The following is a 21,578-nucleotide window of genomic DNA, read 5'->3' as shown; positions in this document are numbered from 1 at the left end:
TCAAAACTGGCGTCGGGCCACCAGCCAGGCGCCCACCACCAGCATCACCGCGCCACACACCGGGCCGACCAGCGCGCGCAGTGGAATGCCGTGGCTTCTCAGCACGTCCAGCACCAGCCCACCAATCAGCTGGCTTGCCACCAGCACCGCAATGGTGGTTGCCGCCCCCACATTCTGATACCCGCTAATGCTGGCAAAGACAAAAAACGAACCCAGCAGGCCCGGGATCAACGTCCACCAGCGAACCGTTGACGCCAGTTCATGAAAGCCGGTGAACCCCTGCTTAATCAACAAAATGCTGACAAACAGCACAATGCCAACCAGCGAGTTCAACAGCATGGCGATGAGAATGGTGGACGAGCTTTGAGTGATGCGCACCATGAGCGTGTTTTGCACCACCAGCCCAATACCCGCGGCAACCAGGAACGCCAGCGTGAGCGATTGATTCATGGGAGTGCATCCGGTTCGCTGCGCTCGTCAAGCTGCAGCTGCATGAAGGTTAAATTCAGCCATCGACCAAACTTGGTCCCCACCTGCGGCATCTGTCCCGTGGTGACAAACCCCAGCGACTCATGAAGATGAATGGAGGTATGGTTTTGCGCTTCGATCCCCGCCACCATGACGTGTTTGCCAATTTTTCGCGCTTCAATAATCAATGCCTTCATCAACAACCGCCCGATGCCTCTACCCTGGTGGTCCGGATGTACGTAGACGGAGTGCTCAACGGTGTGGCGAAAACCGTCGAACGCCCGCCAGTCGCCGAAGGAGGCATATCCCGTTACCACGCCATCGTCTTCGCTGACCAGCACGGGATAACCCACCAGCGTGCGCGCTTCAAACCACGCTATTCGATTATCGGTATCCACCGTTTTATCGTTCCAGATGGCGGCCGTATGCAGAACCGCGTGGTTATATATTTCACCGATAGCGGCGCAATCTTCTTTACTGGCATGACGAACGATCATGATTAACCCTCAGGCTGAGTTGTTCACTATAGTGGTACGATGATGTCACAATAGTACGCAAAAGTGCCGTCTTACGGCTACGGTATAAACCCTATTTTTTTGTTATAAAAACTGCCCTTGAAATGCATTGAAATGCTGTTCATACACTATAGTATGACGTGATGAATACTATGACAGACAATATGAATCAACGGATTAGCGCGCGTATTCGTATCGAACGCGAGTCGCGAGGCTGGTCCCTGAGCGAGCTGGCCGAACGGGCAGGCGTATCGCGCGCGATGATCCATAAGATAGAGCGTGGGGACAGTAGCCCTACGGCGACGCTGCTTGCCCGGTTATCGGGTGCCTTTGGCATCAGCATGTCTACGTTAATCGCGCGGGCAGAAATGCAGGAGGGCAAACTCCTGCGCCTGGCGAATCAACCGGTCTGGCGCGATCCGCAAACGCATTACGTGCGGCGTCATGTGTCGCCGCGCACCGATTTGCCTATCGATCTCGTGCAGGTGGAACTTCCCCCCGGCAGCGATGTGCCGATGCCTGCATCATCTTACGCGCTGGCACGTCAGCTGATCTGGCTGCAGTCTGGCGAGCTGGTGTTTCAGGAAGGGGATACCCGGCATGAAATGAAGGCCGGAGATTGTCTCGAACTGGGGCCGCCCAATGACTGTCGGTTTATTAATGAGACCGATGAAGCCTGCATTTATCTGGTTGTTCGCCTCAATCAGTCTGGCTCGTAATGTCAAAGCGTCATGCCAGATAAGGGACTAGTCTCAAAAGACATTTGCACGAGAAAGGAGTGATTTATGAGTCAATCTTCCACGCGAAACCGACGCTGGCTTTTGGCCTCGCGCCCACACGGTGCGCCAGTGGCGAATAACTTCCGTTTAGAAGAACAGCCGCTGCCCGCTCTGACAGAGGGACAAGTGCTATTACGCACGGTGTGGCTCTCGCTGGACCCGTATATGCGCGGTCGCATGAGCGATGCGCCTTCCTATTCTCCGCCCGTTGAGATTGGCGCGGTTATGGTGGGCGGTACGGTAAGCCGGGTTGAGCAGTCGAACCACCCGGATTTCAAACCGGGTGAATGGGTGCTGGGCTATAGCGGCTGGCAGGAGTATGAACTCTCGGACGGCAGCGGCCTGGTCAAGCTGGGGGAAAACCCTTCGCACCCTTCATGGGCGCTTGGCGTGCTCGGGATGCCGGGCTTTACCGCCTATATGGGCCTGCTGGATATCGGTCAGCCAAAAGCCGGTGAAACGCTGGTGGTGGCTGCGGCGACCGGGCCGGTTGGGGCAACGGTCGGGCAAATTGGCAAGATTAAAGGCTGCCGGGTTGTCGGTATCGCGGGTGGTGCTGAAAAATGCCGCCATGCTGTCGAGGTATTGGGATTCGACCAGTGCCTGGATCACCATGCTGCGGATTTTGACGCGCAGCTGGCAGCAGCCTGCCCGCAGGGAATAGATGTTTATTATGAAAACGTTGGCGGGAAAGTCTTTGATGCCGTACTGCCGCTACTGAATACCGCCGCGCGCGTGCCGGTATGTGGGCTGGTCAGCGGCTACAATGCAACCCGCCTGCCGGACGGCCCGGATCGTTTGCCGCTGTTGATGGCAACCCTGCTGAAGAAACGCATTCGCATGCAGGGCTTTATCATCGGCCAGGACTACGGACACCGTATTAAAGAGTTCCAGGACGAGATGGGGCGTTGGGTACAGGAAGGTAAAATCCATTATCGCGAACAGGTTACTGACGGACTCGAAAACGCACCCGAGGCGTTGATTGGGCTGCTTGAAGGCAAAAACTTCGGCAAAGTCGTGATTCGCGTCGCGGCGGACCATAAATAAACGAAAATATGGCGGGAAACCCGCCATATTTATTTGTGAAGATACGATATATTGTCTTTAATTATATCGGCACCGCGCCAGCGTCATCAGCATAGAAGGCCAGAGCGCGATAAAAACAGAGTGTATGTATTTTTTTTGCGTTTATACGCATTTCCCACCACCAGGCATGACGATACAGGATATATCGAACCAGCGTCGTTATAAAAAGCGACGCTTAAAAATAGCGTTAAGTATTAGCTACAGGAATTGAACATGCTTGATTTGGATCATTTAGAAAAAGCGCAAAGAGTCAGTCTAACCATGCAAGTTGAGATCAGTTTAAAAGGGGCGTTAATTACAGGCTCACTTAAACCTGGCGCTCGACTGATTACGAAAGAGATCGCCGATAAATTAGGCACCAGTATCACCCCGGTTCGCGAGGCGCTTTTACGTCTGGTATCGGCGGGGGCGCTGCACGCCACGCCTGCGCAGGCCTTCTTGGTGCCTGAGGTAACGTTAGAACGCTATAACGAAATAAACGCCATCAGAAAACAGCTGGAGCCAATGGCGGTAGCGGCTGCCTGTCAGCACATGACGGAGAGCAAGCTGGAAACGCTGCACAAGCTGTCTGAGGCCTTTCATGACGCCATGTCTAACGGCAACGTCCAGCAGGCGTTATACGCAAACCGTGTTTTCCGCTTTACGCTGTATCAGTACGCGGAGATGCCGACGCTCAGCGCGCTCATCGAGCAGCTGTGGGTGCGCATTGGTCCCTGTATTAACTATCTCCACCGGGAGCTGAATGATATCAGGGCATCAACCTATCATTACGCAGATTTACTTTCTGCTCTGGAAAGAAGGGATGTTGAAGGGAGTAAGAAAGCAATAGATAAGCTGATTGATGAAGCAAACGATCTGCTACAGCGGCAATATTTCAACTGAGAGATTATTTTAGCGCGCGACTATTTACCGCATCCATTTATTCTTTTTATGAATAACTCCTGCTGGCAATTAGCCAACAGGAGTTAAAATATAAAAAAGAGAAGAGGGGCGTCGCGTATCCTTACTCGAAGCGATAAGAGACCGACAGTCCTACGCCGTAGTTGCGGCCCGGAGCAGGTTCGTAATAACGCCCGTTGGACTCGTTGACAATCACTGAGCCCGCGTACTCTTTATCGAACAGGTTATCGACGCGGCCAAAGAGATCCATTCCCCAGTTGCCGTAATTGAATTTATACCCGGTATTGAGTCCGACAACCGTATAAGACGGCGCTTTGGCCGTGTTTTCGTCGTCGGCCATGATGTCGCTCATGTAGCGCACGTCTGTCCCTGCATACCAGCCTTCTTCTGGCTGCCAGCCAAACGATGCGAAGCCCATGTTGCGGGCAATACCCGGCATACGGTTGCCGTTGCAGTTATCATCCCCGCATACGTTGGTACGGTAGGTGGCATCAAGGTAGGTCCACGCCATTTTCAGCTTCCAGTTTTCCGCAAACTGCTGGTCGAGGGAAACTTCCACACCCTGACGGCGGGTTTTACCGGCATTTTTATAGCTGGTTCGGCCTCCGGAGCTGGAATCCACCACAATCTCGTCATCCGTATCGGTGCGGAACAGCGCTGCCGTCAGCAGGCCATTGCCGATACGGGTTTTGCTGCCCACTTCATAGGTGTTGTTGGTGGACGGCTTCAGGCCAATGTTCAGCCCGCCCTGGTTATCAGGACGATAGGAGAGTTCATTGATGGTCGGCGTTTCAAATCCACGTCCTGCGGCGGCATAGAGATTCCACGCGTCGGTCACGGCGTATTTCACCGAGCCCGCCGGGAGCCATTTATGGTAGCTCGCCTCGCCGCTGTCATCGCCGTTGGCGGACGTAACGTAATGGTCGTTGGAATCAAACCAGACGGAGCTGTAACGCACACCCGCATCGACAGAGAGTTTTTGCGTTAACTGCCAGCTGGTTTGCAGGTAAGGGTCAAGGTTCCACATCAGGTTACGTTCGTCACGACGCTTATCGCCTTTTACACCGTAATCCGGCACGCCGTTGTTCATGACAAAGTTCTCGTACCCGCGACGATCTTCACTCAGATTTTCGTAGTTCAGCCCGGTAGTAAAGGTGACCGGAACCAGCAGCTCGCCCCGATGCGTCCAGCGGGTATCGACGCCCTGATAGTGACGCTGCATATCAATCACGCCGCCGGAATGGGTTGGTCTCAACTGCGGCTGATACGGAATGGATTGATACTGCGTCATTTCACGCTCACCGGCGTACATCATCACGCTGAGATCGTCCTGCTCGCTCAGCTGACGGTCATAGCGCAGCCCGGCCTGGGTCTGCTTGATGGTTTTGCGGGTGTTGTACTGGTCGCCGCGCGGTGACTGACGCGGGTTGTCACGCCATTCCTGATAATCAAGACCGCCCGGATCGTTGGCTTTCATGTCCACGCTGTTGAAAATCAGCGTCAGCTTGCTTACGTCATCAATACGCACGCCCAGCTTCGCGTTGGCGAGATTCTTGCGCGCGCCGCTGTGGTCGCGATAGCCATGGGTGGTGAAGCGGGTGGTCGAAACGGTGTAATCCACATCGCCCGCATGCGTACCGTCGCCCATCGCACCGGTGGCTTTCATGCCGTAACGCCAGGTGCCGTAACTGCCGTAATAGCTGCTGGCCTCAATGGTCGGCGGCTGCTGGCCGGTCTGCGTATTAATGTTAATGACGCCACCAGAGGCGTTGCCGTAAAGGGCAGAGAAGGGGCCGCGCAGCACTTCCACGCTATCCACGCTGGTGAGATCGATGTTCGAGGTCTGGCCCTGTCCGTCCGGCATGGTGGCGGGAATACCGTCCACGTACATCCGAATACCGCGCACGCCGAAGGTAGAGCGGGCGCCAAAGCCACGCATTGAAATCTGCAGATCCTGCGCATAGTTCTGGCGATTCTGAATTTGCAGCCCCGGCACGCTACCGAGAGATTCAGACAGGTTAATCCGTGGCGCTGCCTGACGCATATCGTCGCCATTGACCACGCTGACCGCCGCAGGCGTATCCAGTTCAGAGACGGTCTGCGGCGTGGCGCTGACGATCATGGTCTGCTCATCCGCGCCTATCGCCTCAAGGGGCGCCAGGATAACAGGAACCAGCAGCAGCGGGAGAGTTGCCTTACGGGCAATAATGATTTTCATGAAGTAAACCAGTTAAGGAGAAGAAACGAACCAAATGGAACATGTGCATACATGTTAAATCTTTTGTAAATGTTTTGAAAACTATAACCGCACATTGCGTTAATGAAAGGCGAGAAGGGAAGAAAAACTCCACATTTGTAGAATTAATGATTACTATTCTCATTATCATAAAGGCGGCGCGATGACGCTGCCGGTTGGAAGCGATGTCAGCAGTACACTTATTCTTCAAAAAAGGAATTGTTATGTCTTTACGTCATCTGTGCTCGCCGCGCCTGCGCGGTTCTCTGCTGTTAGGCTCATTATTATTCGCCGGTACGTTCCAGGTTCATGCTGCAGAAGAGATGCTGCGTAAAGCGGTCGGCAAAGGGGCTTATGAGATGGCGTTGAGCCAGCAGGAGAACGCGCTGTGGGTGGCGACATCACAAAGCCGTAAGACCGATAAAGGCGGCGTCGTTTATCGCCTTGACCCGGTCACGCTGGACGTGACACAAGCGATCCATAGCGATCTCAAACCGTTCGGGGCAACCTTCGATAACGCCACCCAGACGCTGTGGTTGGGTAACACCATCAACGGTGCGGTGACGGCTATTGATGCCAAAACGGGGGACGTGAAAGGGCGTCTGGTGCTCGACGATCGTAAACGCAGCGAGACGGTCAAACCGTTGCAGCCGCGCCAGCTGGTGGCGGACGACGCGAGCAACACCGTTTACATCACCGGGGTAGGCAAAGAGAGCGTGATTTGGGTCGTGGACGGCGCAACTCTGAAGCTGAAGGACACCATCGCTAATACCGGTACCTACAGCACCGGCCTGGCGCTGGATGCGCAGGCGAAACGTCTCTACACCACGAATGCGGACGGCGAACTGCTGACGATTGACACTGCCACCCACAAAATCATCAGCCGTAAAAAAGTGCAGGACGACGGTAAAGAGCATTTCTACCTTAACCTGAGCCTGGACACCGCCGGTCAGCGTGCGTTCCTGACCGATTCAAAACAGCCGGAAGTGCTGGTGGTGAGCCTGAAAGACGGCAGCGTAATGGAGAAGATCGCCGCGCCTGAATCACTGGCCGTCCTGTTTAACCCAACGCGCAATGAAGTCTACGTGACGCACCGCGAAGCGGGCAAGGTGAGTGTGATTGACGCGAAAACCTACAAGCTAACCAAAACGTTCGATACGCCGGTTTACCCGAACAGCCTGGCACTCTCTGCCGATGGTAAAACGCTGTATGTGACGGTGAAACAGAAGTCGACCCGTCAGCAGGAAGCAACCCAGCCTGATGATGTGATTCGTATTGCACTCTGATGGGGAAATTGCCCGGTGGCGCTGCGCTTACCGGGCCTACAAATTCTTGATATGTAGGCCGGGTAAGGCGAAGTCGCCACCCGGCTTTTTTATTAACGCGAGGTTTCTTCCACCAGCGGTGCGTCGTGCTTTTCATCGTCGTGATGAACCGGCGCGGTGCTGTGGATCTCGTGAACGCGCTTACGCACGCCGAACCAGCCAGCAATCAGCAGAACCGCCAGCAGCGGGATCGTCGCGATGGTGTAAGTACCGTTCGGGTAGTCAAACGCCATCAGCACCAGCACGCTGAACAGGAACAGCAGGGTGAGCCAGGAGGTCACCGGTGCGCCCGGCATCTTGAAGCTCACATCAGCCGCTTTGCCTTCTTTGATCGCTTTGCGCAGACGCATCTGGCAGACCACAATAAAGGCCCAGGAGGCGATAATCCCCAGCGCGGCTACGTTCAGCACGATCTCAAATACGCGGGACGGCACCAGATAGTTCAGGAACACGCCAAAGACGTAAACCACCAGCGTCGCCAGAATCCCCGCATAAGGAACCTGCTGCTTGCTCATCTTCGACATGAACTTCGGCGCGGAACCGCCCATCGACATGGAGCGCAGAATACGGCCAGTGGAATACAGGCCAGAGTTCAGGCTGGAGAGCGCCGCGGTCAGTACCACGATGTTCATGATGCTGCCCACATAAGGGACGCCCAGCTTAGAGAAGAAGGTCACGAACGGACTCTGGCCTGCCTGATAAGCGTTCCACGGCAGCAGCAGAACCAGCAGCACCACGGAGCCGACGTAGAACAGGCCGATACGCCAGATCACGCTGTTGATGGCTTTTGGCACCATCGTCTGCGGATCTTTACATTCACCCGCCGCGGTACCGACGAGCTCAATGGAAGCAAAAGCAAACACCACGCCCTGAACCAGCACCAGCGCAGGCAGCAGGCCGTGGGGGAAGAAGCCGCCGTTATCAGTTATCAGGTGGAAGCCGGTGGCATTGCCGTCCAGCGGTTTACCGCTGCCGAGGAACACCGTACCGACCACCAGGAACACCACGATGGCCAGCACTTTTACCAGCGCAAACCAGAACTCCATCTCGGCGAACCACTTCACGCCGATCATGTTCATAGTGCCGACAATCGCCAGCGCGCCAAGCGCAAAGACCCACTGCGGCACATCGCCAAACGCGCCCCAGTAGTGCATGTACAGCGCAACGGCGGTGATGTCGACGATACCGGTCATCGCCCAGTTGACGAAGTACATCCAGCCTGCCACGTAGGCGGCTTTTTCACCGAGGAACTCGCGAGCGTAGGAGACAAAACTGCCGCTGGACGGGCGGTGCAGTACCAGTTCGCCCAGGGCACGAAGGATGAAGAACGAGAAGATCCCGCACACCAGATAGACCAGTGCAAGTGCGGGGCCCGCCATTTGCAGACGTGCGCCAGCACCTAAAAACAGACCTGTACCGATAGCGCCGCCGATGGCGATCATTTGAACCTGACGGTTGCCCATCGCTTTGTGGTAGCCCTCTTCGTGGGAGTTCAACCAGCGACGTTTCGCAGCGTGATGATCGGCTGCGCTTTTATTGCTTGTTTTCATTGAGTTACCTGTTTGCCTGTCTGAACCATTATCGTGATAGTCCTGCCTGGCAGAACGCAATACAAACGATTGCTTCTGCGCAAACACATGCTGCCTTTCCAGTCATTCTGTGTATGGATAAGGCGAAACATGGCGTGGCATCCTACCCGCAATTGATAAGCGACGCAAAATATAACCGTGCCGAAAGTGATGCACGTCGAAGGAAATCGTGTGGTCAGAGCAGACGGGGATCACAACGCGCTGAAACGTGGCGAGTTTTTAGACAAAACGCGCGTTGAAGCGGTGCTTTAATCATCAGGTTTGCTTAATAATTACCTGTGGGTATCGATGACGGCTGACGCAGGGCATCCAGCAGCAGCTTGAAAGCGTGCGCGTGCTGGCGACGACTGGGATAATACAGGTGATATCCTTCAAATGTCGGACACCAGGCGTCGAGGACCTGAACTAACCGTCCTTCCGATACGGCCTTACTGACCGACGTTTCCGGCACGTAGGCCAAACCGAGACCGTTCTCGGCGGCATCGATACGCTGCGGCAGGCTGTTCAACGTAAGCTGTCCTTCAACTCGCACGCTAAAACCGCGCCCGTCTCGTTCAAATTCCCAGGCATATAATCCCCCAAGAGTGGGCAGGCGCATATTGATGCAGCGGTGCGTCGCAAGCTGCTCCGGTGTTTCCGGCACGCCAAAGCGCTCCAGATAATCTTCGGACGCGACGACGGCCATGCGCATGTCCGGCGCGATCCTCACCGCCACCATATCTTTCGCCACCTGTTCACCCAGGCGCACACCCGCGTCGAAACGCCCATCAACAATATCGGTCAGGCCGTTATCCACCGTCACTTCAACGTTAATATCCGGGTATTGCGCCATAAAGGGTTTCAACACCGGCCAAAGGACGCTCTCCATAGCATGTTCACCCGCGGTAATACGGATATTCCCCGCAGGCCTGTCACGCGTATCGCGCAGCGCCGTTAGCTCCTGTTCGATCTCCATCAGGTGGGGACGTAAGCGGATAAAAAGCTGCTCGCCGGCCTCGGTAGGAGCCACGCTACGGGTAGTTCGGGTCAGCAGGCGAACGTCCAGACGCGCTTCAAGATTGCGCATCGCATGGCTCAGTGCCGACTGCGAGACGCCCAGCTGTGCCGCGGCTCGTGTAAAGCTGCGCTCGCGGGTGACGACCATAAACGAGAGCAGATCGTTGAAATTGTCTTTTAACATGGCGGCTAGCCCTCATTTATGAATTCAGTTCATGTTTCCGTTCTGATTATGCACTCTAATGCTGCGGATGGCTTTGCGCTACTGTTAACGCAACAGCCAATGAGGAGTACATGATGAAAATTATCCGCAGCGGTTCATTACCGTCAGTAAAGGGCCCAGACGCCTGGTTCACCGGCATCGTGCGTATTGATGCGCCGTTCCAGGCGACAGAACCGGCAAAAGTAGGCGGGGCCACGGTGACCTTCGAGCCGGGCGCGCGTACCGCCTGGCACACTCATCCGCTGGGACAAACGCTGATTGTCACCCAGGGGCGCGGCTGGCTGCAGGAGTGGGGCAAAGAGGCGGAGCCGCTTAACCAGGGCGACATCGCGTGGATCCCGCCGGGCGTCAAGCACTGGCACGGCGCGTGTGCGCAAACGGCGATGACTCATATTGCCATCGCCGAAGCGGTAAACGGCAGTCCGGTTGAGTGGCTGGAGAAAGTGAGTGACGTGCAGTACCCGAATGATTAGCTAATGAGCGTTTCGGTGACAAAAAGAAAGGGATATGATGCGATCCTTTTTTCAGCATAGTCAGGCGGAACGGTGAAAATCAATATTATCGGCACCAGCGGGAGTGGCAAAAGCACGCTTGCCCGGCGCATCGCAAGGGAATTGTCACTCCCGTACATCGAGATGGACAGGCTATACTGGCGTCCTGACTGGCAGGGAACGCCCGATGAGGTGCTGCTGAAAACGCTGGCGGAGACGCTGGCCGCCACGCCCGGCTGGGTGCTCGACGGTAACTACAACCGCACTCGTCCCGTGAAATGGCGCGAGGTAGATCTGGTGGTATGGGTGGACTGCGGGTTCGCCCGCACGCTCTGGCAGGCGGTGACGCGTGCGTTTAAACGTGCATGGCACCAGCAGGAACTGTGGCCCGGCACCGGAAACCGTGAAAGCTTCCGCCGCTCGTTTTTTAGCCGGGACTCCATCATCATATGGACCCTCAAAACCTGGCGCAGCAATCGCGAACGCTACGAAGCCGATATGCAAAATCCGCAATATGCCCACATTCGCTTTGTCCGCATCACCCGTCGGCAGGAGGCGGAGGCGCTGATTTCATCGCTTAAATCACACCGTTAGCAGGGTTTACATATCTGATTTCCGGCAAACTAAATGTAAATTAATTGTTTCTCAGAGGTTAATCGCGCCTTTAATAATGACGACATGTTAAGTCAAACGAGAACGCAACATGTCATGGCGAATCAGCATTCTGGATAAAAGCCCCGTCGCAGAACACGAAACCGCCGCCGATGCGCTGGCACGTACCTTAACACTGGCGCAGCAGGCGGAAACGCTGGGTTATCACCGCTTCTGGATTGCCGAACACCACAACACCCCTCAGCTCGCCAGCCCCTCGCCGGAACTGCTGATTGCCTGGATCCTCGGGCAAACAACGCGCATTCGCGTGGGGTCGGGCGGCGTCATGCTTCAGCACTACAGCCCCTATAAGGTCGCAGAAAACTTTAATCTTCTGGCCGCGCTGGCACCGGGCCGCGTGGATCTGGGCGTCGGGAAAGCCCCCGGCGGTCTCCCGCTCTCTACCCGCGCATTGCAGCTCGGATTACATCCTCAGGAAAAAGGCAGCTTTGCAGAACAGCTGACGCAGCTGGACGGCTGGATCCGCCCTGAAAATCAGTCGGCGGAGGAGGCCGTTCGCGCCACGCCGCTGCCGTCGGTGCCTGCGCAGGGGTTCCTGCTGGGAGCCAGTACCGAAAGCGCGCTGCTCGCCGCATCACTTGACTGGCACTTTGTTTTTGCCGCTCATCTGAACGGCGATCCGGAACTGCTGCGAGAGGTGGTGTCAACCTGGCGTCAGAACAGCACCCGCGATGTGATTGTTGCAGTGCAGGCCATTGTGGCGGAGTCGCAGGAGCAGGCCGACGCGCTGGCGCAGAAGGTCGAAGTATGGGGCGTTGAGCTGGCAAACGGCCAGCGCGTGACCGTCGCCAGCGAAGAACAGGCCTACGCCTTTGCGCGTCAGGCAGGCAGCGAGCCGGTGCGTATTGCCCGCCGGGCGCAGTCCCTGCTGGCGGGCACTGCTGACTCGGTGCTTGAACAACTGAACGCCCTGCACGAGCAGTGGGGCATTGACGAATTTATCATCGACACGCCGGTCGCGGAGGGGGCAACGCGCGTCGCGTCGCTGCGTTTGCTTGCCGAAGCGCGTCTCAACAAGGAGGTCACCGTATGAGTTTTGGCGAACAACTGATTGCCTGGCGTCGTGAGCTGCACCAGAACCCGGAACTCTCCGGACAGGAGGTCGAAACGACTGCACGCCTGCGCCAGTGGCTGACGAATGCTGGCATTACGCCGCTGCCGTATGACCTGACAACCGGGCTGGTGGCGGAAATCGGGACGGGTAATAAGCTGATTGCGCTGCGCGCAGACATTGATGCGCTGCCGATAGAGGAGCGCAGCGGCGTGCCGTTTAGCTCGCAGCGTGCGGGGGTGATGCATGCCTGCGGACACGACATCCACACCAGCGTGATCCTCGGCGCGGCGCTGAAGCTGAAAGAGCGTGAAGCGTCGCTCGACGGGCGGGTGCGGATCCTGTTCCAGCCTGCGGAAGAGAACTTTGGCGGCGCAAAAAGCATGGTGCGGGCCGGTGCCCTGCGTGACGTTAGTGCCATCTTCGGTATGCATAACGAGCCGGGGCTGCCGGTGGGCGAGTTTGCCACTCGCGGCGGGCCGTTTTATGCCAACGTTGACCGCTTTGTGATCCGCATTACCGGCAAGGGGGCGCACGCCGCACGTCCACACGAAGGCAACGACGCCATTGTGCTGGCGAGCCAGCTGGTGACGGCGCTGCAAAGCGTTGCCAGCCGCAACGTCAACACGCTGGATTCGGTGGTGTTGAGCGTAACGCGCATTGCCGGAGGCAACACCTGGAATGTCCTGCCGGAAAGCGTGGAGCTGGAAGGCACGCTGCGCACCCATCGCACGGAAGTGCAGCAAAACGTGAAGGCCCGCGTCGGGGAAATCGCCGCCGGGTTTGCCAGCGCCTTCAGTGCGCAGATCGACATCACCTGGTATGCCGGACCGACCGCGCTGGTGAACGACGAACGTTGGGCAGATTTCGCCACCTCTGTTGCCAGAGAGTCAGGGTACGAAACCCAGCACGCGGAGCTGCACATGGGCGGGGAAGATTTTGCGGTCTATCTGCAGTCTATTCCTGGCGCGTTTGTCAGCATTGGCAGCAACAGCCCGTTCGGTTTACACCACCCGTCCTTTAATCCGGATGAGGCCCTCATTGAACCCGCTGCCCGCTATTTTGCACAGCTTGCGGAAAAAGCCCTGCAACACGTTTAATTTATTTGAGGTGAATATGTCTGCACATCGTCAACTGCGGCTGGGAACCATTTTGCATGGTGCATCCGGAAATATGTCAGCCTGGCGTCATCCTGCGGCAATCGCGGATGCCAGCATCAATTTTGATTTTGTTAAAGAGACGGCGCTAAAAGCGGAGGCGGGCAAACTCGATTTCTTATTCGTGGCCGACGGCCTCTATATTAACGAGAAATCGATCCCGCATTTTTTAAACCGCTTTGAACCGCTAACGGTGTTATCCGCGCTGGCGAGTATTACCTCACGCCTTGGCCTGGTGGGAACTTTATCCACCTCCTACAGCGAGCCTTTTACCGTGGCACGTCAGTTTGCCAGCCTCGATCACCTGAGCAACGGTCGCGCGGGCTGGAACGTGGTGACCTCGCCGCTGGAAGGCTCAGCGAAGAATTTTTCCCGTGAAAAGCACCCCGAGCATGCGCTCCGCTATCGCATTGCGGACGAGTATCTCGACGTCGTGAAAGGGCTGTGGGATTCCTGGGAGGGCGACGCCTTTGTGCGCAATAAAGAGAGTGGCCAATTCTTTGATTCGGCAAAATTGCATACCCTGGATCACCACGGTGATTTCTTCCAGGTCGCCGGTCCGCTGAATATTGGTCGAACGCCACAAGGACGACCGATTGTCTTTCAGGCGGGCGCGTCGGACGACGGAAAAAAACTGGCGGCGAAACATGCAGACGCCATTTTTACGCATCATGAAACCCTCGACGAAGCGAAAGCCTTTTATCGCGACGTGAAGCAGCAGCTGGAAATTAACGGACGCCGCGCGTCTGATTTGCATATATTCCAGGGCGTCAGCGTCATTGTGGGTAAAGACGCCGATGACGTGGAAAACCAGTATCAAACCACGGCGGCGCTGGTGTCGATTAACGATGCCCTCAACTACCTCGGGCGTTATTTTGAGCATCACGATTTCGGCCAGTATCCGCTCGACGAGCCGTTCCCGGATATCGGCGACTTAGGCAAAAACAGCTTCCGCAGCACCACCGATGAAATTAAGCGTAATGCCGCAGAGCGTAACTTAACCCTGCGTCAGGTGGCCCTTGAAGCTGCATCACCGCGCCCGCGCTTTTCCGGCACGCCGGAAGAGGTGGCTGACGGCCTGCAGGCCTGGTTTGAAGGCCATGCGGCGGACGGTTTCATTATTCAGGGCGGTACGCCGGACACTTTCCCGCGCTTTGTTGACCAGGTGGTGCCCGTTTTACAGGCGCGCGGACTGTTTCGGACCGACTATCCCGGCACCACGCTGCGCGAAAGTCTTGGCTTAGACGAACCTAAAAACCAATTCACACAACAATAAAAGAGAACCCCGCTATGCAGAAAACATCGCTTATTCTGGCGCTCGCGCTGGCCTTTACCCCTGCCGTCTGGGCAGAGAATGTGAATATTAACGGCACCGGCGTGAGCATCGAGGCCAATAAAACGCCGGTTAATACCGCCAAAAACAACGATGCGGTGGCACAGCTGCCGAAAGATTACCGCTTCGCCGTGCCGGGGAAATTTACCGTTGCGGTGGCGGGTCTCAATCAACCGCCGCTGACGGTGTTTTCCGATGACAACAAAACGCTGCTGGGAAGTGAAGTGGACGTCGCCCGTCTGGTCGCTGACAGCCTGGGGCTGGAGCTGAACGTGGTGCCGACCTCCTGGGAAGACTGGCCGCTGGGCGTGGCCTCCGGAAAATACGATGCGGCCATCAGCAACATCACCGTGACCAAAGAGCGCAAAGAGAAATTTGATTTTGCCACCTACCGAAAAGATTCCCTCGGGTTCTACGTGAAATCAACCAGCCCGATCGCGTCGCTTGAGAAGGCGGAGGACATCGCCGGGCTGCGGATTATCGTTGGCTCCGGCACCAACCAGGAGGCCATCCTGCTGGCATGGAATGCCGAAAACCTGAAGAAGGGACTCAAACCCTTTACCCCGATCTACACCAAAGACGATGCGGCACAAACGCTGGCGCTGCAGTCCGGACGCGCGGATGCCTACTTTGGTCCGAACGTGATTGGCGCCTGGAAAGCGGCGCTAAACGGGAAAACCAAACTGGTGGGTAGCGTCGACGGCGGCTGGCCAAAGGCGGCGCACATTGCGGTGACGCTGAAAAAAGGCAGCGGGCTGGTTGAGCCGGTGCAAACCGCGCTGAACGGCGTCATCAAAAACGGCGATTACGACAAAGTGCTGAACCGCTGGGGGGAAGGGGTTGAGCGCATTCCTCAGTCCGAAGTGAACCCTGCTGGCCTGGGCGATTAAGGAGGCTGCATGAGCGAACAATTTCGTGACGTTTCGCCGGAAGATGCCGAGCTCCAGCCCATCATCGAGGGGCTGTTCGGGGAATACGCCGCCCGTTATGGGGACTATTTCTCTAAAGACGCGGAAGTTGAACTCACCGAGTGGTATTTAGCGCCGCAGGGGCTGTTTATCGTACTGGAGCGCGACGGAAAGATTATCGCCACCGGGGCGTACAAACCTTTCGACGAACGCACCGCGGAAATCAAACGCATCTGGACGGACAAAACCCTGCGTCAGCAGGGGCTTGCCGGGCGCGTGGTGCAGGAGCTTGAGCGCCGGGCGGTTCTGGCAGGATATAGCCAAATCTACCTGACAACCGGTTTTCGCCAGCCGGAGGCGGTGAGGCTCTATCTCAGCCAGGGCTACCAGGCGCAGTTCGATCTGAACCGGGATCCGGAAGAGTACAGCCAGCCGCCGTTTGACGGTCGGCTGCGCTTCACTAAAACGCTGGTACGCGAAGCGTTCAGTAAAACCGCATGAGGAACGACGATGAGCAACGTTGAAACCATTAAGGTGGTCCCGGCGCGATATCCGCTGCGGGCCGTCGGCGCCGCGGTGGCGCTGTTTGTCCTGGCCGTCGTGATTCAGTCGGTGGCCTTTAACCCGCGCTGGGAGTGGGCGGTATTCGCCCGCTGGTTCTTTGACCCGGTGATCCTCGAAGGCGTAGGGCAGACCCTGCTGCTGACCCTGATCGGCACCGCGCTGAGCGTGGTGTTGGGCGGCCTGCTGGCGCTGGCGAGACTGTCCTCGTCATGGCTGCTGAACAGCCTGGCGTGGGGCTATATCTGGCTGTTCCGGTCGCTGCCGCTGATTGTGGTGCTGATCATTCTCTACAACTTCTCCTATCTCTACGACACGCTCTCTCTGGGCGTGCCGTTCACCGGTATCACATGGGGCAGCTTCGACACCATCAACGTGCTGGGACAGTTCTCTACCGCCGTGGTGGGGCTGACGCTGGTGCAGAGCGCCTATACCGCCGAAATCATTCGCGGGGGCTTCCTTGGGGTCGATCACGGTCAGTATGAAGCGGCCGCCGCGTTGGGTCTCCCGGCCTGGCGTCGTACGGTGCGGATCATTCTGCCTCAGGCGCTGCGCACCATCTTGCCGTCGGGATTCAATGAAATCATCAGTCTCGCCAAAGGTACGGCGATGGTGTACGTCCTGGCGATGCCGGAACTGTTCTATACCATTCAGATGATCTACAACCGCACGCAGGAGGTGATCCCGCTGCTGATGGTCGGTGCTGCCTGGTATCTGGTCATTACCACCGTCTTGTCCGCAATTCAGTATGTTGTTGAGCGCGGTCTGGCACGCAGCGAACGCCGCTCCGCCGTCAATCAGAACCGCGCCACTCGCCGCGTCCGTTCCGTTACCTCCACGCCAGCACAGGAGCCCGTTCATGCAAGCCTCTCCTGAAGGACATATTTCGATTACCGGCGTCAGCAAGTTTTTTGGCCGCCATAAGGCGCTCGACAACGTTTCACTTGAGATCCCGCCCGGGTCCGTGACGGTCATCCTGGGGCCGTCCGGCTCCGGCAAATCAACCCTGCTGCGCACCATTAACCACCTGGAGCGCGTTGACGAAGGATTTATCCAGATTGACGGGGATTACATCGGTTATCGCCGTCAGGGTGACAGGCTCTACGAGCTGAAGGAGAAGGAGATCCTCAAACAGCGCGTCAACGTAGGTTACGTGTTCCAGAACTTTAATCTCTTCCCGCATCTGACGGTGCTGGAAAACCTGATTGAAGCGCCCATCGCGCATAAAAAGCTCAGCAAAAAAGAGGCGGTGGAAAGGGCGTACAGCCTGCTGGACGTGGTTGGGCTGCGGGATAAAGCCGATGCCTGGTCGCGCCATCTTTCCGGCGGACAGCAGCAGCGTATCGCCATTGCCCGCGCGTTGGCGCTGCACCCCCGCGTGATGCTGTTTGATGAGCCCACCTCGGCGCTCGACCCTGAACTGGTTGGCGAAGTGCTGGACGTGATCAAAAAGCTCGCCCGATCCGGCACCACGCTGGTGGTCGTCACCCACGAGATCGGCTTTGCCCGTGAAGTCGCGGATCAGGTGGTGTTTATGGTTGACGGGAAAATTGTTGAGCAGGGCAGTAGCGACGAGGTGTTGAACCGTCCGTCGCATGCGCGAACGCGCCAGTTTCTGTCTAAAGTGCTGTAAGGAGCGCAGATGAAATATGGACTTCTGGCGGGGCTGGTCTTCACGACGGTGAGCCACGCCAGCATTGATGTGATAGCCAACGAGCAGCCGCTGCCGGTAACGCTCGATCCGCAGGCGGTGGCGAAGATCCCCGCGAACTACACATTCGTTGAACCGGGTACGCTGACGGTGGCCATTTCAGCCCTCAATTCACCGCCGTTGGCGCTGCTGGCAAGCGATAACCGCACGCGCATCGGCAGTGACCCGGATATCGCTCGCCTGCTGGCGGGCAGCCTGGGGCTAAAGCTGAAGCTGGTGCCGACGGCGTGGGAAGACTGGCCGCTGGGGATCAGCTCCGGGCGCTACGACGTGGCGCTGGTGAACATTGCGGTGACCGAACAGCGCAAAGAGAAGTTTGATTTCGCCACCTACCGCGTCGATTCGCTGGCGTTTTCGGTGAAATCCACCAGCGAGATTCAGTCAATCAAAAGCGCGGAAGATCTGGCAGGGAAAAAGGTGATTGTCGGCTCGGGTACCAATCAGGAGCGCATACTGCTGGGCTGGAACGAAGAGAACAAAAAAGCGGGGCGGACGCCTGCGCTGCCGGTCTATCTCCAGGACGATGCCTCCGGCAATCTCTATATTCAGTCCGGCAGGGCAGACGTGTTCTTCGGGCCTCAGTCAGTCTCGGCCTACAAAGCGGCGCTCACCGGAAAAACGCGCGTCGTGGGATTAGGGCCGAAGAAGGCGTTTGTAGCCACCACCACGAAAAAGGGCAATGAGCTGGTGTACGCGCTGCAGGCCGCGCTGGACGGTGCGATCAAGCGGGGAGAGTACCAGAAGGTGCTGGCGCGCTGGGGTGAACAGGGCGAAGCGGTGACGCAGTCGGAGGTCAACCCGCCGGGGATAACCTACTAATGGTGCTCTATACTTAGGGTTTTCATTCCTGAGGGGGGAGGGGGCAACATGATTAAACTCTATGGCGTACCCGGCTGGGGCTCGGCAATCAGCGAAGTGATGCTAACCCTGGCAGATATCCCTTATCAGTTTATCAACGTGGACGGGTTTGACCAGCCCGGCCCGCAGCGTGAGCTGCTGCAAAAACTTAACCCGCTGTGTCAGGTGCCTACGCTTGAGCTTGAAAACGGCGCCATCATGACAGAAACCGCGGCCATTGCCCTGATGGTGCTCGACCGTTGCCCGGATCTTGCCCCGCCCGTCGGCCAGGCCGAGCGCCAGCAGTTTCAGCGTTTGCTCATCTGGTTTGTGGCGAACGTCTATCCCACCTTTACCTATGCTGATTATCCGGAACGCTGGGTGCCCGACGCGCCGGAACAGCTGAAGAAAAACTGCATTGAGTACCGGAAATCACTCTATCTGTGGTTCGATAGCCAACTTAACGCGTCTCCTTTTGCGCTGGGGGAGCGGCTGACGCTGCTCGACGTCTATATTGCGGTCGCACGCACCTGGGGGCCACGACACGAATGGTTTGCAGCCAATACGCCAAATATGACGTCAATTGCCGATTCCGTTTGTGCGCTGCCGGAACTGCACAAGGTGTTAAAGGCAAACGAGATTATCTGATAACGTGGAACGCTCACCCACAACAGGAAGCCTGCACATGCCACACGTTGATATCAAATGTTTTCCCCGCGATCTGAATGATGAACAAAAAAACGCTCTGGCGGCGGATATCGCCGAGGTGATTACGCGCCATCTGAACAGCAAAGACCGCTCCATTTCGGTGGCGCTGAATGAAGTTCAGGAAGCCGACTGGAAAGCGAAGGTCTGGGATACCGAGATCGGACCGAAACTGGACGAGCTGATCAAGAAGCCTGGGTATTCGATGTAAGGGTTGCCGGGCAGGCGGGAACGCTACCCGGCGTTGAAACTACAGCGCCGACCTGCGGTACGGCGCATAGTCCGCCTGCCACCAGGTTTTTTCGATTTGCGCCAGCAAGGTCTCGTCATCCATTGCCTCCGCAACGCCTTGCTCAATCGCTGCCCGGGCGACCGCAAACGCGATATTGCGCGACACGGTGTCAATGCGGTCGACGGGAGGGAGTAATCCACCTTTTTCAGTGGTGACCAGCGGCGATTGTGCCGCCAGGCTGCGGCTCGCCACCATCAACATCTCTTCGGTAACCCGCCGCGCGTTGCTGGCCAATATCCCCAGCCCCAGACCGGGGAAAATGTAGGCATTGTTACACTGTGCAATGTCGTACTGTTCGTTCTGCCAGAATACCGGCGAGAAGGGGCTACCCGTCGCAACCAGAGCGCTACCCTGCGTCCATTCGATCAGATCCTGAGGTTGCGCCTCTGCGCGTGATGTTGGATTAGAGAGGGGCATAATAATAGGGCGCGGACAGTGGCGGTGCATCTCTTTAACTATCGTTTCGCTGAACAGCCCCGGCTGACCGGATACGCCAATCATCACGGTTGGATGGGCATTTTTGACCACCTCCATCAGCGAAATATTGCACGATTCCACCTGCCAGTCGCGAATGGCTTCCCGCGCCGTAAGCAGGTTTTTCTGGAAATCGAGCAGGTTGGTCATATCGTCGGTCAGTAAGCCAAAACGATCGACCATAAAGATCCGGCTGCGGGCCTCGGCCTCGGTTAGCCCGTCGTCGACCATCAGCGCCACGATTTTTTCGGCTATACCGCATCCTGCAGAGCCGCTGCCGAGGAAGACCACGCGCTGATCGCGAATGCGGGTTCCGGCTGCATGGGCGGCAGCAATCAGCGTGCCGGCCGTGACGGCAGCGGTTCCCTGAATATCGTCATTGAAGCAGCACAGCTGGTCGCGGTAACGCTGGAGTAATCGGGTCGCATTTTTTTGCGCAAAATCTTCGAACTGTAGTAAAACAGTTGGCCAGCGGGCTCTGACGGTACTGATAAACATATCCATAAATTCAGCGTATTGCTCGTCGCTGATGCGTGGATGACGCCAGCCCATATACAGCGGGTCGTCCAGATGTTGCTGATTATTGGTGCCAACATCCAGCATAATCGGTAACGTTGAGGCCGGATGAATACCACCGCACGCGGTATACAATGACAATTTACCAATCGGAATGCCCATTCCGCCGATCCCCTGGTCGCCAAGGCCCAAAATACGCTCTCCGTCAGTCACCACGATCACGCGAATATCATTACGCGAGAAACTTTGTAGCATTTCATCGATGCGGTGGCGATTCGGCCATGAAATAAAAAGCCCGCGCGCCCGACGATAGATGGTAGAAAAATGTTCGCAGGCTTCACCAACCGTTGGGGTATATATGATCGGCAGCGTCTCCTTCATATGTTTCCGCAACAGATTGTAAAACAGGGTCTCATTGGTGTCCTGAATATTGCGCAGATAAACGTGGCGGGAAATATCACTTTTGAAATGACAGAATTGTACCCATGCGCGTTCGGTCTGCTCTTCAATGGTTTCAACATTATGCGGTAATAAGCCGTGCAGATTAAAATTATCACGTTCCTCTTTAATGAACGCGAGGCCTTTATTCAGTAATGGGTTTTCCAGCAGTACAGCGCCGTTATAGGGCGTGTACAGCACTTCTTTGCGAGACATGGTTGACTCCTGAAATAGTTAAAACGGATTAAATAAGATTTGCGAAGCAGGTCTGCTCTTAAGCGCGTTTATGTTTTTTATTTAGCGCTAATCTAGCGG

20 protein-coding genes and 1 pseudogene are annotated in these 21,578 nt (G+C 56.6%); 15 read left to right on the top strand and 6 right to left on the bottom strand.

Annotated elements, in window-relative coordinates:
• Positions 1 to 450: a DMT family transporter gene (locus ACTJJA_RS07430; RefSeq protein ID WP_042716194.1), complete on the bottom strand. Its 450-nt coding sequence runs from the start codon at positions 448 to 450 to the stop codon at positions 1 to 3.
• On the bottom strand, positions 447 to 965 hold the full coding sequence (locus ACTJJA_RS07425) for an N-acetyltransferase family protein (RefSeq protein ID WP_440667154.1): 519 nt from the start codon (positions 963 to 965) through the stop codon (positions 447 to 449). Before ACTJJA_RS07425 ends, ACTJJA_RS07430 begins: the two co-directional genes overlap by 4 nt.
• Before the next feature lie 161 nt (positions 966 to 1,126).
• Between ACTJJA_RS07425 and ACTJJA_RS07420 the strand changes: the two genes are divergently transcribed.
• The 3 genes from ACTJJA_RS07420 (at position 1,127) to ACTJJA_RS07410 (ending at position 3,730) form a co-directional block, all read left to right on the top strand.
• Positions 1,127 to 1,702, top strand: coding sequence for a helix-turn-helix domain-containing protein (locus ACTJJA_RS07420; protein ID WP_089600100.1), 576 nt, complete (start codon positions 1,127 to 1,129; stop codon positions 1,700 to 1,702).
• A 66-nt stretch (positions 1,703 to 1,768) separates the two neighbouring features.
• Complete coding sequence (locus ACTJJA_RS07415) at positions 1,769 to 2,809, top strand: NADP-dependent oxidoreductase (RefSeq protein WP_440667152.1); 1,041 nt, start codon at positions 1,769 to 1,771, stop codon at positions 2,807 to 2,809.
• Positions 2,810 to 3,061: 252 nt separating this feature from the next.
• Positions 3,062 to 3,730 carry a GntR family transcriptional regulator gene (locus ACTJJA_RS07410; RefSeq protein WP_440667150.1) on the top strand — a complete coding sequence of 223 codons (669 nt, stop codon included), beginning with the start codon at positions 3,062 to 3,064 and terminating at the stop codon, positions 3,728 to 3,730.
• A gap of 121 nt (positions 3,731 to 3,851) precedes the next feature.
• Here ACTJJA_RS07410 and pqqU read toward each other — a convergent pair whose 3' ends face one another.
• A complete protein-coding gene (pqqU, locus tag ACTJJA_RS07405) occupies positions 3,852 to 5,966 on the bottom strand; it encodes a TonB-dependent receptor PqqU (protein WP_440667149.1) in 2,115 nt (704 codons plus the stop codon).
• A 242-nt stretch (positions 5,967 to 6,208) separates the two neighbouring features.
• On the opposite strand from pqqU, the gene yncE reads away from it, so the two are divergent.
• Positions 6,209 to 7,270 carry a 7-bladed beta-propeller protein YncE gene (gene yncE / locus ACTJJA_RS07400; RefSeq protein WP_440667147.1) on the top strand — a complete coding sequence of 354 codons (1,062 nt, stop codon included), beginning with the start codon at positions 6,209 to 6,211 and terminating at the stop codon, positions 7,268 to 7,270.
• Positions 7,271 to 7,362: 92 nt separating this feature from the next.
• On the opposite strand, the gene ansP is transcribed toward yncE, so the two are convergent.
• The gene (gene ansP / locus ACTJJA_RS07395) at positions 7,363 to 8,859 is read right to left on the bottom strand and encodes an L-asparagine permease (RefSeq protein WP_010431489.1); all 1,497 of its coding nucleotides are present in this window, start codon (positions 8,857 to 8,859) and stop codon (positions 7,363 to 7,365) included.
• 304 nt (positions 8,860 to 9,163) lie between these two features.
• Positions 9,164 to 10,078, bottom strand: coding sequence for a LysR family transcriptional regulator (locus tag ACTJJA_RS07390; protein WP_440667145.1), 915 nt, complete (start codon positions 10,076 to 10,078; stop codon positions 9,164 to 9,166).
• A 113-nt stretch (positions 10,079 to 10,191) separates the two neighbouring features.
• Here ACTJJA_RS07390 and ACTJJA_RS07385 point away from each other — a divergent pair, with 113 nt between their 5' ends.
• From ACTJJA_RS07385 to pptA, 11 genes and pseudogenes are all read left to right on the top strand, one after another.
• Positions 10,192 to 10,590, top strand: a complete 399-nt coding sequence (locus ACTJJA_RS07385; RefSeq protein ID WP_440667719.1) for a (R)-mandelonitrile lyase — start codon at positions 10,192 to 10,194, stop codon at positions 10,588 to 10,590.
• Between the two features lie 72 nt (positions 10,591 to 10,662).
• Positions 10,663 to 11,202 carry an AAA family ATPase gene (locus tag ACTJJA_RS07380; protein ID WP_440667143.1) on the top strand — a complete coding sequence of 180 codons (540 nt, stop codon included), beginning with the start codon at positions 10,663 to 10,665 and terminating at the stop codon, positions 11,200 to 11,202.
• Between the two features lie 109 nt (positions 11,203 to 11,311).
• On the top strand, positions 11,312 to 12,313 hold the full coding sequence (locus tag ACTJJA_RS07375) for an LLM class flavin-dependent oxidoreductase (RefSeq protein WP_440667142.1): 1,002 nt from the start codon (positions 11,312 to 11,314) through the stop codon (positions 12,311 to 12,313).
• Complete coding sequence (locus ACTJJA_RS07370) at positions 12,310 to 13,431, top strand: amidohydrolase (RefSeq protein ID WP_010431480.1); 1,122 nt, start codon at positions 12,310 to 12,312, stop codon at positions 13,429 to 13,431. The genes ACTJJA_RS07375 and ACTJJA_RS07370 overlap by 4 nt, the downstream gene beginning before the upstream one ends.
• Before the next feature lie 16 nt (positions 13,432 to 13,447).
• A pseudogene (locus ACTJJA_RS07365) lies at positions 13,448 to 15,711 on the top strand (NtaA/DmoA family FMN-dependent monooxygenase).
• A 9-nt stretch (positions 15,712 to 15,720) separates the two neighbouring features.
• Entirely contained in the window at positions 15,721 to 16,230 is a 510-nt protein-coding gene (locus ACTJJA_RS07360) for a GNAT family N-acetyltransferase (protein WP_010431475.1), read from the top strand.
• Positions 16,231 to 16,239: 9 nt separating this feature from the next.
• The gene (locus ACTJJA_RS07355) at positions 16,240 to 17,166 is read left to right on the top strand and encodes an amino acid ABC transporter permease (RefSeq protein ID WP_182945460.1); all 927 of its coding nucleotides are present in this window, start codon (positions 16,240 to 16,242) and stop codon (positions 17,164 to 17,166) included.
• The gene (locus ACTJJA_RS07350; RefSeq protein ID WP_440667139.1) at positions 17,150 to 17,923 is read left to right on the top strand and encodes an amino acid ABC transporter ATP-binding protein; all 774 of its coding nucleotides are present in this window, start codon (positions 17,150 to 17,152) and stop codon (positions 17,921 to 17,923) included. Before ACTJJA_RS07355 ends, ACTJJA_RS07350 begins: the two co-directional genes overlap by 17 nt.
• Before the next feature lie 9 nt (positions 17,924 to 17,932).
• Positions 17,933 to 18,820, top strand: coding sequence for an ABC transporter substrate-binding protein (locus tag ACTJJA_RS07345; protein WP_440667137.1), 888 nt, complete (start codon positions 17,933 to 17,935; stop codon positions 18,818 to 18,820).
• Positions 18,821 to 18,868: 48 nt separating this feature from the next.
• Positions 18,869 to 19,486, top strand: a complete 618-nt coding sequence (locus ACTJJA_RS07340; RefSeq protein ID WP_440667135.1) for a glutathione S-transferase family protein — start codon at positions 18,869 to 18,871, stop codon at positions 19,484 to 19,486.
• Positions 19,487 to 19,523: 37 nt separating this feature from the next.
• Complete coding sequence (gene pptA, locus ACTJJA_RS07335; protein WP_440667133.1) at positions 19,524 to 19,754, top strand: tautomerase PptA; 231 nt, start codon at positions 19,524 to 19,526, stop codon at positions 19,752 to 19,754.
• Positions 19,755 to 19,793: 39 nt separating this feature from the next.
• Here pptA and ACTJJA_RS07330 read toward each other — a convergent pair whose 3' ends face one another.
• Entirely contained in the window at positions 19,794 to 21,479 is a 1,686-nt protein-coding gene (locus ACTJJA_RS07330) for an NAD-dependent malic enzyme (protein WP_440667131.1), read from the bottom strand.
• Positions 21,480 to 21,578: the final 99 nt, after the last annotated feature.

Origin of the sequence: Enterobacter sp. 22452, from assembly GCF_052045065.1 — a bacterium.
Lineage (GTDB): Bacteria > Pseudomonadota > Gammaproteobacteria > Enterobacterales > Enterobacteriaceae > Enterobacter > Enterobacter mori.
The sequence above is the reverse complement of the archived record's forward strand: the minus strand, read 5'-3'. Positions and strand labels throughout refer to the sequence as shown.